The sequence below is a fragment of the Escherichia sp. 20412-1 genome (assembly GCF_003027595.1).
In the GTDB taxonomy this organism is placed as follows: domain Bacteria; phylum Pseudomonadota; class Gammaproteobacteria; order Enterobacterales; family Enterobacteriaceae; genus Escherichia; species Escherichia marmotae.
The window spans coordinates 194,681-208,388 of the sequence record NZ_PYQM01000004.1 but is presented as its reverse complement, the minus strand read 5'-3'; the positions used below and the strand labels follow the sequence as shown (position 1 = coordinate 208,388).

The 13,708-nt window shown below is 46.5% G+C and carries 16 protein-coding genes; 12 read left to right on the top strand and 4 right to left on the bottom strand.

The features are described 5' to 3' along the window. Nucleotides 1-148: 148 nt before the first annotated feature. Nucleotides 149-1,162, bottom strand: coding sequence for a tyrosine-type recombinase/integrase (locus C7B16_RS05430; protein ID WP_107179447.1), 1,014 nt, complete (start codon nt 1,160-1,162; stop codon nt 149-151). 115 nt (nt 1,163-1,277) lie between these two features. Further along, nucleotides 1,278-1,577: a helix-turn-helix domain-containing protein gene (locus C7B16_RS05425; RefSeq protein WP_000020919.1), complete on the bottom strand. Its 300-nt coding sequence runs from the start codon at nt 1,575-1,577 to the stop codon at nt 1,278-1,280. Nucleotides 1,578-1,698: 121 nt separating this feature from the next. Between C7B16_RS05425 and C7B16_RS05420 the strand changes: the two genes are divergently transcribed. The 11 genes from C7B16_RS05420 to C7B16_RS05375 all read left to right on the top strand — a co-directional run bounded on the left by C7B16_RS05420 (nt 1,699) and on the right by C7B16_RS05375 (nt 9,533). After that, complete coding sequence (locus C7B16_RS05420) at nt 1,699-1,974, top strand: regulatory phage cox family protein (RefSeq protein ID WP_001081582.1); 276 nt, start codon at nt 1,699-1,701, stop codon at nt 1,972-1,974. A gap of 10 nt (nt 1,975-1,984) precedes the next feature. After that, nucleotides 1,985-2,155, top strand: a complete 171-nt coding sequence (locus tag C7B16_RS24770) for a hypothetical protein (RefSeq protein ID WP_001005162.1) — start codon at nt 1,985-1,987, stop codon at nt 2,153-2,155. Further along, nucleotides 2,152-2,652, top strand: a complete 501-nt coding sequence (locus C7B16_RS05415) for a hypothetical protein (protein WP_000217677.1) — start codon at nt 2,152-2,154, stop codon at nt 2,650-2,652. The genes C7B16_RS24770 and C7B16_RS05415 overlap by 4 nt, the downstream gene beginning before the upstream one ends. A gap of 63 nt (nt 2,653-2,715) precedes the next feature. Continuing rightward, nucleotides 2,716-2,940, top strand: a complete 225-nt coding sequence (locus C7B16_RS05410) for a DUF2732 family protein (protein WP_000557703.1) — start codon at nt 2,716-2,718, stop codon at nt 2,938-2,940. Beyond that, complete coding sequence (locus C7B16_RS05405; RefSeq protein ID WP_001277898.1) at nt 2,940-3,239, top strand: DUF5405 family protein; 300 nt, start codon at nt 2,940-2,942, stop codon at nt 3,237-3,239. The genes C7B16_RS05410 and C7B16_RS05405 overlap by 1 nt, the downstream gene beginning before the upstream one ends. 2 nt (nt 3,240-3,241) lie before the next feature. Continuing rightward, entirely contained in the window at nt 3,242-3,466 is a 225-nt protein-coding gene (locus C7B16_RS05400; RefSeq protein WP_001113264.1) for a TraR/DksA C4-type zinc finger protein, read from the top strand. After that, the gene (locus tag C7B16_RS05395; RefSeq protein WP_107179446.1) at nt 3,463-3,738 is read left to right on the top strand and encodes a DUF5405 family protein; all 276 of its coding nucleotides are present in this window, start codon (nt 3,463-3,465) and stop codon (nt 3,736-3,738) included. The genes C7B16_RS05400 and C7B16_RS05395 overlap by 4 nt, the downstream gene beginning before the upstream one ends. Beyond that, nucleotides 3,728-6,001, top strand: a complete 2,274-nt coding sequence (locus C7B16_RS05390) for a replication endonuclease (protein ID WP_088895536.1) — start codon at nt 3,728-3,730, stop codon at nt 5,999-6,001. Before C7B16_RS05395 ends, C7B16_RS05390 begins: the two co-directional genes overlap by 11 nt. A 122-nt stretch (nt 6,002-6,123) precedes the next feature. After that, on the top strand, nt 6,124-7,032 hold the full coding sequence (locus C7B16_RS05385; protein WP_024174129.1) for a hypothetical protein: 909 nt from the start codon (nt 6,124-6,126) through the stop codon (nt 7,030-7,032). Between the two features lie 13 nt (nt 7,033-7,045). After that, nucleotides 7,046-7,510 carry a hypothetical protein gene (locus C7B16_RS05380; RefSeq protein ID WP_000548273.1) on the top strand — a complete coding sequence of 155 codons (465 nt, stop codon included), beginning with the start codon at nt 7,046-7,048 and terminating at the stop codon, nt 7,508-7,510. Nucleotide 7,511: 1 nt separating this feature from the next. Then, the gene (locus tag C7B16_RS05375; RefSeq protein ID WP_000051061.1) at nt 7,512-9,533 is read left to right on the top strand and encodes a hypothetical protein; all 2,022 of its coding nucleotides are present in this window, start codon (nt 7,512-7,514) and stop codon (nt 9,531-9,533) included. Nucleotides 9,534-9,844: 311 nt separating this feature from the next. On the opposite strand, the gene C7B16_RS05370 is transcribed toward C7B16_RS05375, so the two are convergent. Together C7B16_RS05370 and C7B16_RS05365 are read right to left on the bottom strand one after the other, a co-directional pair. Then, nucleotides 9,845-10,879, bottom strand: a complete 1,035-nt coding sequence (locus C7B16_RS05370; protein WP_107179445.1) for a phage portal protein — start codon at nt 10,877-10,879, stop codon at nt 9,845-9,847. Beyond that, nucleotides 10,879-12,651 carry a terminase ATPase subunit family protein gene (locus C7B16_RS05365; RefSeq protein WP_107179444.1) on the bottom strand — a complete coding sequence of 591 codons (1,773 nt, stop codon included), beginning with the start codon at nt 12,649-12,651 and terminating at the stop codon, nt 10,879-10,881. Before C7B16_RS05365 ends, C7B16_RS05370 begins: the two co-directional genes overlap by 1 nt. 173 nt (nt 12,652-12,824) lie before the next feature. Between C7B16_RS05365 and C7B16_RS05360 the strand changes: the two genes are divergently transcribed. After that, complete coding sequence (locus tag C7B16_RS05360; RefSeq protein WP_001085975.1) at nt 12,825-13,679, top strand: GPO family capsid scaffolding protein; 855 nt, start codon at nt 12,825-12,827, stop codon at nt 13,677-13,679. Nucleotides 13,680-13,708 lie beyond the last annotated feature (29 nt).

Here is a 13,708-nt window from a genome sequence, read left to right as displayed (position 1 = left end):
AAAAGAAAAGGCGGAGTCAGAACAGGATGAAAGCGTGGTACAAAAAAATAAGCCCGTGTAAGGGAGATTTAGGGTGTCACCAGTAGGGGCTTTCAACGGTACAATGCGGGTTTGAGCGGCATAAATTACCACTGAAAGCCCTTAAACGTTACTCTACTGTGGACACTGTGTGGACACTCTCGGCCTCAGTACCACCTCTTAGCGGATTAAGAGAAATGGCGTCCTGAAGGTACTCTGGCGCAAAATGAGCGTAAACCATAGTTTGCTCAATCCGCGTGTGACCTAGTATCCGTTGTAGCGTGATAATACTTCCTCCATTAATCATGAAATGAGTGGCAAAGCTGTGCCTTAGTGCATGTGTGGCTTGCCCCGTTGGCAAATCCGGTTTTATTGCTTTCATTGTTCGTCTGAAGCGAGGGTAATCAGCTTCAGGGAATAAAAAACCTCGTTTGTTATCCGCGATCATTTTGGCAACAGCCTCTGAGATCGGGACGGTGCGTGGTTTGTTTGTTTTCGTTTTAACAAACGTGACGCGGTTATGGATGATATTTTCTGCTTTCAAACGAGCTGCTTCTCCCCAACGTGCTCCTGTACTCAGGCAAAGAATCGCAATCTTTTTATTGTCGCCGTCAAGTGCTGCAAGCAGTAAGGCAATTTCTTCCTGTGTGAGATAGCCTGTTTCTGGTTTTTCCTCCTTAAGCCTCTTTGTCCCTCTGATAGGGTGCTCACCAAAGAATAACTCCGCTTCAATCAGGGCTGTAAACATGCCGCTAATACATGTTAAATCACGATTGATACTCGAAGGTTTAATACCCTGACTTCTTCGGGTGGCGCAGTACTGGCTGATAAGGGATTTCGTGATTTGAAATGCGCATGGGTCATTCGTTATTTTTGTGAAGATTTCAATTTTTCCAAGATTAGATTTCCCATGCTCTTCGTGTTTACCCTTTAAATCCCACCAGATCTGTGTCAGTTCCGACAGACGTCGTTTGTCTGTTGGTTTTGATAGCCATTCTTTATTGTGGTGGTTGTACAACGTGTATTTTTCGAAAGCGACAGCTTCGCTTTTCTTATCAAACTTCCTACGGATGCGTTTTCCGTTACGTCCAGTAGGGCGGATGTCCACTTCATATCGACCATCATCGAGTTTTTTGATTGCCATCAGAAAACCCTCCGAGTGGTACTTTTTTTTGCTACTACTAATCGCTTTTTTCGTGGTGGCTGAAATTTAGCCACCAATAGTAGGCACTTGTGATGAATATATTCACGATAAATTGTTAACCAGTCTTTTGACCGGAGTGGGGCGACGTTGTTTCGTTTTGCCCAAAGTGTGCGAGAGCGGGCGCAATTTGCCCGGCTTCTGGAGCTACCTGATCAGTCATGAACCACAAAGTATATTTAGTAAATCTAGGATGTTGTAAGACCTTCATTATGGCTTCAACTCCAGCGTTTTTTGACCGGCTCTCATAGCTCGAAAGTGAGCTGTAGGCTACACCAGTTAATTCACTGAATTCTTTACGGTTTAACCTTTCAGATTCACGGATTAGCTTCAACTTCTCCGAAACGTCTATTGACATAATTACTCCGATTGCGTAATTTCTTGCTGATGGTATGAAATGTTGTGCTTCTGGAGTTATCCTTTTAGGCAATAATTAGCCATTAGGAGCCATTAGAAGCACTAAGGGAGAATCGTAGCAGATGAATAGACAGCTTGTAAGCGTGACTGATGCCGTGCCTTATCAGGAGTTTGCAAAACTCATTGGCAAAACTCCAAGAGCTGTAAGGGGCATGATTGAGAAAGGGAAATTACCAGTTATTGAGATTACTGACCCTCAGTCAGTATCGGGGCGTGCTGGTGAATATTGGGTATACCTTCCGGCATGGAATAACGGACTAAAACTGGCTTATGAAAGCCGTCCTAAAGAGATTCGTGACGGCTGGTTGATGTGGTTAGGTCTCGGTGAACCACGTTAAGGAGAACCGTATGAATGAGCCTCGTTGTATTGCTCAGTTATTGCGTAACGAAAGCCCCAGGGCGATTGACTTCACCATCACCCACGGTAAGGGGCGTAAGGGAATCATTATCCGCACCAAAAAACAGAGTCCGTTAAAAAAGGCTCTGACCTTTCTGAAAAGCCGGAGGGTCTGGAAATGACAGTGATGACGCTTAATCTCGTTGAAAAACAGCCAGCAGCTATGCGCCGGATAATTGGTAAGCATCTGGCCGTCCCTCGCTGGCAGGAGACATGCGATTATTATAATCAGATGATGGAACGCGAACGGCTAACGGTTTGCTTCCATGCGCAGTTAAAACAGCGTCACGCAACGATGCGTTTTGAAGAAATGAACGACGTCGAACGTGAACGGCTGGTTTGCGCAATTGATGAATTGCGTGGGGCATTCTCAAAACGCCGTCAGGTTGGCGCAAGTGAGTATGCATATATTAGTTTTTTAACAGTCAGTCAGCGTCGTACTTTATTTATGCATGCCGGATTGACTGAAAAAGAATTCAACCAGCCATACTGGCGAATTAATGAAGAATCATGTTACTGGCGTGATGCTTTATTCCGTGCATTACGTGAATTGTTCAGCCTGTTTGAGTATGCACCGACAATTCTGACGTCGGTAAAACCAGAGCAATATCTGCATTAAGTAATTAACCAGAGTTTTTAACGCACTTAATTGTGCGGGGCTTCTTTTTGCCTGGAGAAAGTCATGCATACAGTTTCTGAAAATCAGTGCGGTAAATACGCATTACTGCTGCAACAGGCCAGAACCGAAGCACAGGCCGACGCAGCGACACGCTTTTCTTCTCATCTTGACGCCATGATTCGCCATATCACAAAGGCGGAGTTATCCCGCGTGGAGATAGTCGAGCTGCTCAGTCAGGAGTCGGAAAAATTTCACAATATCGGATTGTCTCGCGGGGAGGTGCTTTGATGTCCTGTTCTCATTCAGTTGTATTACTGAATAACGCCTTAAAAATCGCCGTTATGAAAAATGGCGATTTGTCTCTTATTCAACTTTGCCTTGATAAAGAAAAACGCGACATAACTGAATCTGTTATCGCGATTTATCAGAATGAATTAAACCTCCTGTCTGATGTGGTCAATTTACTTGTTAAACGCGCTGTATTCCACAAGCAAATTTCCTCAGTGGATGAACTGACAAAATTAACGACAGAGCTTGCCAGTTATTGCGCTGATGTATCCAGGAAACTTAACGATAAAAGGAGCTGATAATGCCGGACAACGTAGATTTTATTCAGGAACAACAGGCTGAATTACTGGAGCGCCAGATTAACGCGGCAAGGGTAAAACATTGCGGTGCTTCTGCGCTGGTTTGCGAAGAGTGTGACGCGCCAATACCTGCTGCCCGTCGTGCGGCTTACCCGTCAGCCACGCGTTGTGTTTCCTGTCAGTCAGTCTTTGAAGCAAAAAACAAACATTACCGGAGAACGGCATGAGTATTCGTATTGAAATTGGCGAACGTTATGTCGTTACCAGTGACAGCTTTCAGTTTATTCTCCACCAGAAAAAGAGAGCGGAAAGCGGTAAAAACGCCGGTCAGGAATGGCTGGCGGTGGTTGGTTATTACCCGAAATTAAGCCAGCTCGTTTCCGGCCTGATGCATCACGATATTCTGACCGGAAGCGCAAAGTCTTTTGCTGATTTAAACGCGCAGGTTGAGCAACTCAGCAGGCGTTGTTCAGAGGCTTTTGGCTCATATGGCCGTTAAAGCCTCCGGGCGTTTTGTCCCTCCGTCAGCATTTGCCGCAGGCACCGGTAAGATGTTTACCGGTGCTTATGCATGGAACGCGCCACGCGAGGCTGTCGGGCGCGAAAGACCTCTTACACGTGATGAGATGCGTCAGGTGCAAGGTGTTTTATCCACGATTAACCGCCTGCCTTACTTTTTGCGCTCGCTGTTTACTTCACGCTATGACTACATCAGGCGCAATAAAAGCCCGGTGCACGGGTTTTATTTCCTCACATCCACTTTTCAGCGTCGTTTATGGCCGCGCATTGAGCGCGTGAATCAGCGCCATGAAATGAACACCGATGCGTCGTTGCTGTTTCTGGCAGAGCGCGACCAGTATGCGCGCCTGCCGGGAATGAATGACAAGGAGCTGAAAAAGTTTGCTGCCCGTATCTCATCGCAGCTTTTCATGATGTATGAGGAACTCTGCGATGCCTGGGTGGATGCGCATGGCGAGAAAGAATCGCTGTTTACGGATGAGGCGCAGGCTCACCTCTATGGTCATGTTGCTGGCGCTGCACGTGCTTTCAATATTTCCCCTCTCTACTGGAAAAAATACCGTAAAGGACAGATGACCACGAGGCAGGCATATTCTGCCATTGCCCGTCTGTTTAACGATGAGTGGTGGACTCATCAGCTTAAAGGCCAGCGTATGCGCTGGCATGAGGCGTTACTGATAGCTGTCGGGGAGGTCAATAAAGACCGTTCTCCTTATGCCAGTAAACATGCCATTCGGGATGTGCGTGCACGCCGCCAGGCAAATCTGGAATTTCTTAAATCGTGTGACCTTGAAAACAGGGAAACCGGCGAGCGCATCGACCTTATCAGTAAGGTGATGGGCAGTATTTCTAATCCTGAAATTCGCCGGATGGAGCTGATGAACACCATCGCTGGAATTGAGCGTTACGCCGCCGCAGAGGGTGATGTGGGGATGTTTATCACGCTGACCGCGCCGTCAAAGTATCACCCGACTCGTCAGGTCAGAAAAGGCGAAAGTAAAACCGTTCAGCTTAATCACGGCTGGAACGATGAGGCATTTAATCCAAAGGATGCGCAGCGTTATCTCTGCCGCATCTGGAGCCTGATGCGCACGGCATTCAAGGATAATGATTTACAGGTCTACGGTTTGCGTGTCGTCGAGCCACACCACGACGGAACGCCGCACTGGCATATGATGCTTTTTTGTAATCCACGCCAGCGTAACCAGATTATCGAAATCATGCGTCGCTATGCGCTCAAAGAGGATGGTGACGAAAGAGGAGCCGCGCGAAACCGTTTTCAGGCAAAGCACCTTAACCGGGGCGGTGCTGCGGGATATATCGCGAAATACATTTCAAAAAATATCGACGGCTATGCACTGGATGGTCAGCTCGATAACGATACCGGTAAGCCGCTTAAAGATACTGCCGCGGCTGTTACCGCATGGGCGTCAACGTGGCGCATCCCGCAATTTAAAACGGTTGGACTGCCGACAATGGGGGCTTACCGTGAACTACGCAAATTGCCTCGCGGCGTCAGTATTGCTGATGAGTTTGACGAACGCGTCGAGGCTGCTCGCGCTGCCGCAGACAGTGGTGATTTTGCGTTGTATATCAGCGCGCAGGGTGGGGCAAATGTCCCGCGCGATTGTCAGACTGTCAGGGTTGCCCGTAGCCCGTCGGATGACGTTAACGAGTACGAGGAAGAAGTCGAGAGAGTGGTCGGCATTTACGCGCCGCATCTCGGCGCGCGTCATATTCATATCACCAGAACGACGGACTGGCGCATTGTGCCGAAAGTTCCGGTCGTTGAGCCTTTGACTTTAAAAAGCGGCATCGCCGCGCCTCGGAGTCCTGTCAATAACTGTGGAAAGGTCACCGGTGGTGATACTTCGTTACCGGCTCCCACACCTTCTGAGCACGCCGCAGCAGTGCTTAATCTGGTTGATGACGGTGTTATCGAATGGAATGACCCGGAGGTCGTGAGGGCGCTCAGAGGTGCATTAAAACACGGACTGAGAACACCAAATCGTCAGCAAAGAAACGGAAGCCCGTTAAAACCGCATGAAATAGCGCCATCAGCCAGGCTGACCCGGTCGGAACGATTGCAAATTACCCGTATCCGTGTAGACCTTGCTCAGAACGGTATCAGGCCGCAGCGATGGGAGCTTGAGGCGCTGGCGCGTGGTGCAATTGTGAACTATGGCGCAAAAGAATTTCATTACCATGTTCAGAAGGCGTGGGAAGCATTTTCGAGGTGGTAATCTAAATATGAAAAATCTGCACACCGAAACACTCTTGTAGGTTGATAATTTGCAAACTAGGTGGATTTACTCTTTGATGTGTAAGAAGTTATACTACAAAAAATTGATTTATGGGCTTGGCGATGTATAACGATCCTTATAGTGACCCAAAAGCGTGGGAATCATATTTCAAAAATATTGTTTGGCTACATTATAAGCCTGCTAACTGTTGTGACTTGCCAGATGAGCATGGAGGCGACTTTGGGCTGGAGTGTTACACTCTGAGTGGTCATGTTTTTCAGTGTTACTTGCCTGAGCAGTCGAGTGATATTGATAAGCTTTATAAAGCGCAACAAAAAAAGATTTATACTGATATAAAAAAGTTTTCTCAGGATAACATTAAAGAATTAGAGGAGCTTTTTGGCACATTAAAAATTAGCCGCTGGATATTAGCTACACCATATAATAAATCGGCGAAATTAAGTCAATATTGCACAAAAAAATCATTAAAAGTAAGAGAGTTAGGGATTTCTTACGTTGCTGATGATTTTCAAATAGTAGTGCAAACAGATCGAAATTATATAGAAGAAGCGTTCTTTCTTCGCAAAAATAACTATCAATTAAGCTTTAATATAAATGATGCGACGGCTGAGAATGCTGCTAACTTTATTAGTGAAAATACATCTTTTTTAGATAAGCTAAATTTAAAATTACCTAAGATAAATGATGATGTATCTAGGCAGGGTTTATATAGAGAGTTTTTAATACAAAAATATCTTGATTATCAAAACTTGCTGGATGCTTTGAAGAGAGACTGGGTTGATATCTATGAAATTATCTATAACTGTGTTCAACATAGAGAACGTAATTTGGTAGGTCTCTTTCTTCTTACTTCATCAGATGCGAAACCATCAGATATAATGAAAGATGAAATCGCTTTGTTAAAGAAATGTATTGAAGAGGAAGTTAGTACGCTTAAACAGGCTGACTTGGATAAGATAACATGGGGAGTTATTTCTGATTGGCTTATAAGATGCCCTTTAGATTTTTAGAATGGAAAAGCAAATGCATATAACGATAGATGAAATAATAGGAAGGCCGTTTACGTTTAATAAACGACCTGAACATTTGCCATGTGATATGAGACCATTGTGGCGTTGCAGTTTGTTGCTGATAATATTCCTTGTCACAGGGAGAGCTGGTTGCTGTTCTTTAAAAAAACTTCATTTAATTAATTGGATGTTAAAGTCAGAGAATAATGAAGCAATGTTTGAATTCTGGCTTTTAAACAAAGAAGGTTTAAAGCCTGAAGTAAGATTGGATCCAACTTTAGATAGAGCAATACAGCTATTATTAGCAGAGGATTTTATTTTGAGAAATGAACGAGCGTTCAAAATAAATGAAAAGGGGCTTAAGGTCGCTGAGAAATTGCTTTCTCTTGATGTGTTCAAAGAAGAAAGGTTGGTGCTAAATAAACATAAGGCTGGACTGTCCGAAACTAACATTAATAAAATATTTCAGGTGGGTTAATATGTCGTTGGAAATTATTTCATTGGAGTTAGTAGCAAATACTTCGGATGGGCGTTATGGTGTTAGTATACCTTTTTCAAATGGCTTGTTTTTATTAAGAGTTGAGAATTCTCATGGTAAATCAACTTGCATGAATGGGATTGCATATGCACTTGGGATGGAAAAGGCATTAGGTGTCGGTTCTGGAAAAATCCCATTCCCTCCATCTTTGACTAGAGCACTAACGACAAAAGATAATGTTGAAGTTAGTGTAATATCATCTTATGTTTTGCTAAAAATAAAGAATCATAAGGGAATAGAAGCATCTTTGAAAAGGAATATTATCGGTCACGATAATAATAATGTTATTTATATAGATGAGAAGAATAATGTAAAAAGTAAGAGTGGTACTTATTTTTTACATAGAGAGGGCGATACTGAAAGGGAACGTGGTTTCTATAAGTGGTTAGCTGATTTTATAGGTTGGAGTTTGCCAAATGTTCCAAACCATAATGGGAAGGACACTATTCTTTATCCATCCGTACTTTTCCCTGCATGGTATGTTGAGCAAAAAAAAGGATGGTCGTCAATTATGGCGACTGTACCAACACAATTTGGAATTAAAGAGCCAAAGAAAAGAGCTCTAGAATTTTTAATGTCTCTTGATGTTAATGATAATATTTTATTGCGTAGTTCGTTAAGAAATGAACTTGATATTATTTATCATGATTGGAAGTTAATTAAACACAATGCAGAAGTTATTGCTTCTAAATTGTCGTCAGTTGTCACAGGGATTCCTGAACAACCAGTGGCAAAATTTGATCATTATAAGATAGATTTGATTATTAAAAATGGTAGTGTCGTTAGATCTATTGTTGATGTTCGTAATGAACTGGAAAAAGAGTTGCAAGAAATTAAGTTTGACACTCTTGGTGAGCAAGAAGAACAAACTTTACAATTATCAGTGGTTAAGTTATTAGGTCAAAAAAATGATGAAATTAACTCTCTGGAATTAAAGATTAAAGAGATTTGTGAGCATAGAAGTTATATTCAATATCAAATTCAGGCGACCAAAAACAGATTGTATAATCTGTTGGAAGATAAAAGGAAGTATGAAGATTTAAAGAAAATATCATCTTCGGATGCGTATAAGTCAACAGATTTAATGTCAAATATTTGTCCGACTTGTGGTGCAAGTTATAATGATAATTTGCTAAGTTTTTCATCGCAAGAAAATCTGATGACATATGAAGATAGTTTGAACTTTATTAAAGAGCAAGTAAAAGCATTTGAGTTTGTTCTGTCGGATAGTGAAAAGCAATTAAAGCTTAAAGATGTTGAGAGGAGTGATTTAGAGGGGGAAATAGCCAAGATTAGAGTTGATATTAATGCATTAAGGGAGTCAAAATATCCCTCAATGGTTGTTCAGGAGGAGTTTCTGAGACGTAAAATAAACATTGAGAATAAAATTAATGCCATTAACGATGGCATTAAAAGTATATTGGACATTAGACTGGAGTTGGATTCATTACACCGTAGATATAAAAAGCTTATCGCGAAAAGAAAAGGATTGCCAGATAATTTCTTGTCGCGTAATGATGCCGATAAGTTAAAATTTCTTAATAAAGAAGTCGTTGCACGATTAGAAAAATATAATTTTACAAGTTTTGATTCTAAACTTGTGTCAATATCAGAAGATAATTACTTACCTACTAGGGAAGGATATGATATAGGTTTTGACACATCAGCTAGTGATGGAATAAGAATCATTTGGGGTTATTTAATAAGTTTATTTGTTGTTGGTTCTAAATTTCAAACAAATCACCCTGGATTGATTGTGTTTGATGAGCCTCGTCAACAAGAAGCAAATAAAGTAAGTTTTGCCGAGTTACTTAAAGATGCTGCAGAAACAACAAAAGGACAAGGGCAGATCATTTTTGCTACATCAGAAGATGAAAATGTCTTAAAAGAGGCATTAGAAGGGTATGACTATACAATGATATCCTTTGATAAGAACAATGGGAAATTGTTGAGGAAATTATAAACTTTTATGTTGCTGCATTAGAATGCATGATTATTGTTTATCTGTTAAGAGTGCTCCGTGCCAGTGTCGGCGCGGAGAAATCATGTCATGCACCTGCATTAAAACCGACCCATGAAGCGGGCGGGCGAGGCGGGGAAAGCACTGCGCGCTGGCGGTGGTGCTGATTTTATTTTTTCAGCGTCTGAGCGCGTCGTGATGGCGTTTAGATTGTGTGCCGGGGCGTTGGTTTGTCTGCGGGCTGTTTTGCGCGGTGGTGAGCGTGTGAGGGCGTGATGACGGGGTGTAAAAAAGCCGCCCGCAGGCGGCGATGTTCAGCCGTTGTCAGTGTCCAGTGAGTAGTTTTTAAAGCGGATGACCTCCTGACCGAGCCAGCCGTTTATTTCCCGAATCCTGTCCTGTAGCGGGATAAGCTCATTGCGGACAAAGACCTTTGCCACTTTCTCAATATCGCCCAGCGACCCGACATTCTCCGGCTTACCGCCCATCAACTGAAAGGGGATGCGGTGTGCGTCCAGCAGGTCAGCGGCGCTGGCTTTTTTGATATTAAAAAAATCGTCCTTCGTTGCCACTTCACTGAGCGGGATAATTTTAATACCGTCGGCTTTTCCCTGTGGGGCGTAGAGAAACAGGTTTTTAAAGTTGTTGCGGCCTTTCGACTTCACCATGTTTTCGCGAAGCATTTCGATATCGTTGCGATCCTGCACGGCATCGGTGACGTACATGATGTATCCGGCATGTGCGCCATTTTCGTAATACTTGCGGCGGAACAGCGTGGCCGACTCATTCAGCCAGGCAGAGTTAAGGGCGCTGAGATATTCCGGCAGGCCGTACAGCTCCTGATTAATATCCGGCTCCAGCAGGTGAAATACGGAGCCGGGCGCGAAAGGTGTCGGCTCGTTGAAGGACGGCACCCACCAGTAAACATCCTCCTCCACGCCACGGCGGGTATATTTTGCCGGTGAGGTTTCCAGTCTGATGACCTTACCGGTGGTGCTGTAACGCTTTTCCAGAAACGCATTACCGAACACCAGAAAATCCAGCACAAAGCGGCTGAAATCCTGCTGGGGCAGCCACGGATGCGGGATAAATGTCGAGGCCAGAATATTGCGTTTGACGTAAATCGGGGAGCTGTGATGCACGGCAGCACGCAGGCTTTTTGCCAGACCGGTAAAGCTGACCGGTGGCTCATACCATCTGCCGTTACTGATGCATTCGACGTAATCCAGAATGTCACGGCGGTCGAGTACCGGCACCGGCTCACCAAAGGTGAATGCTTCCATTTTCGGGGCGCTGGCGGTGATTGTTTTTGCCGCAGGTCGCGGTGTTTTCCCTTTTTTCTTGCTCATCAGTAAAACTCCAGAATGGTGGATGTCAGCGGGGTGCTGATACCGGCGGTGAGTGGCTCATTTAACAGGGCGTGCATGGTCGCCCAGGCGAGGTCGGCGTGGCTGGCTTCCTCGCTACGGCTGGCCTCATAGGTGGCGCTGCGTCCGCTGCTGGTCATGGTCTTGCGGATAGCCATGAACGAGCTGGTGATGTCGGTGGCGCTGACGTCATATTCCAGACAGCCACGGCGGATAACGTCTTTTGCCTTGAGCACCATTGCGGTTTTCATTTCCGGCGTGTAGCGGATATCGCGCGCGGCAGGATAGAACGAGCGCACGAGCTGGAACACGCCGACACCGAGGCCGGTGGCATCAATACCGATGTATTCGACGTTGTATTTTTCGGTGAGTTTGCGGATGGATTCCGCCTGGGTGGCAAAGTCCATGCCTTTCCACTGGTGACGCTCAAGTATTCTGAATTTGCCACCGGCCACCACCGGCGGTGCCAGCACCACGCATCCGGCACTGTCGCCACGGTGTGACGGGTCGTAACCAATCCATACCGGGCGGGAGCCGAACGGATTCGCGGCAAACGGCGCATAGTCTTCCCATTCTTCCAGCGTGTCGACCATGCAGCGTTGCAGCTCCTCGAACGGGAACACCGACGCCTTGTCGTCAACAAATTCACACATGAACAGGTTTTTAAAATCGTCGGCGCTGTTTTCACGTTTGAGCTGCTCAATGTCGAACAGTGTGCAGCCACCTTTCAGGGCATCTTCAATGGTGACAATCTGCCGCCACTGGCCGTCCGCACAGAGAAGCCCTCCGGCAAGGGCGTTATGACTGACGTTGATTTCCACGCGTTCGGCGGCGCTGGCGCGTCCCCGGTTGAACAGTTCACCTGACCAGAACGGGTAGGCGTCGTGCGCCAGCGTGGACGGGGTGGAGAAATAGGTCGAGCGCAGGTGACTCTGTGAGGCCATACCTGATGCCACCTTACGCAGTACCTGAAAATTCGGGATCCAGAAAATCTCGTCGACGTACAGGTCGCCGTTATGGCTCTGCGCGGTGTTGGAGTTGGTGCCGAGAAAAATCAGTTTTGCGCCGTTATTGCCCAGGACAATCGGGTCACCGGTCAGGTCAACGTCAACCAGACGGGCAAAGGCGATGATGTATTCACGGAATACATACGCCTGCGTTTTACTGGCCGACAGAAAAATCTGGTTATGACCGGTTTTCAGGGCACGCAGCAGCGCCTCGCGGGAAAAATAAAACGTCGCGCCAATCTGGCGGGATTTCAGGATATCTCGGATGCGGTGCTCAAGCCCGGCGCGATACCAGTGCAACTGATAGTCGAAAGACTGCTCAAAGAAAATCTGCTCCAGCTTTTCGATGGCCTCGTCACTGAAAAAATTCTTTTTCGGTTTGCGCCGCCCGCCTTTGTTGCGGTTAGCGACGTTCGGATTAAGGTCTGCTTCGTTGCCGGTCTGACTGTAGCGGTTTACCCGTGCCAGTCGTTCAATCTGGCGTCCGAGCAGGTCAATTTCCTTGAAGTCACCGCCGGTTTTCTGCGGTTTGATGATGAGCTGGGTCAGCCGCGCTTCCAGACTCATTTCGACACGGCTGATGGGGGCTACGCTGTCCCAGCCGTCGCGCTGTTTCCAGCTCTGCACCGTCGGGCGTTTCATCTGCAACATGGCGGCAATCTGCGGCACGGAAAACCCCTGCCAGTACAGCAGCGCCGCCTGACGACGCGGGTCGTGTAAAAGAGTGGTGTCTGTGGTGATGGTCATGAATACCTCGCCGTGATGAATACACGGCAAGGCTACTGAGTCGCGCCCCGCGATTCGCTAAGGTGCTGTTGTGTCAGTGATAAGCCATCCGGGACTGATGGCGGAGGATGCGCATCGTCGGGAAACTGATGCCGACATGTGACTCCTCTAATCACTATTCAGGACTCCTGACAATGGCAAAAAAAGTCTCAAAATTCTTTCGTATCGGCGTTGAGGGTGACACCTGTGACGGGCGTGTCATCAGTGCGCAGGATATTCAGGAAATGGCCGAAACCTTTGACCCGCGTGTCTATGGTTGCCGCATTAACCTGGAACATCTGCGCGGCATCCTGCCTGACGGCATCTTTAAACGTTATGGCGATGTGGTCGAACTGAAGGCCGAAAAGATTGACGATGATTCGGCGCTGAAAGGCAAATGGGCGCTGTTTGCGAAAATCACCCCGACCGATGACCTTATCGCGATGAACAAGGCCGCGCAGAAGGTCTACACCTCAATGGAAATTCAGCCGAACTTTGCCAACACCGGCAAATGTTATCTGGTGGGTCTGGCCGTCACCGATGACCCGGCAAGCCTCGGTACGGAATACCTGGAATTCTGCCGCACGGCAAAACACAACCCCCTGAACCGCTTCAAATTAAGCCCTGAAAACCTGATTTCAGTGGCAACGCCTGTTGAGCTGGAATTTGAAGACCTGCCTGAAACCGTGTTCACCGCCCTGACCGAAAAGGTGAAATCCATTTTTGGCCGCAAACAGGCCAGCGATGACGCCCGTCTGAACGACGTGCATGAAGCGGTGACCGCTGTTGCTGAACATGTGCAGGAAAAACTGAGCGCCACTGAGCAGCGCCTCGCTGAAATGGAAACTGCCTTTTCCGCTCTTAAGCAGGAGGTGACTGACAGGGCGGATGAAACCAGCCAGGCATTCACCCGCCTGAAAAACAGTCTCGACCACACCGAAAGTCTGACCCAGCAGCGCCGCAGCAAGGCCACCGGTGGTGGCGGTGACGCCCTGATGACGAACTGCTGACCGGCGTCAGTCAGTCCGGGAAAACCTTC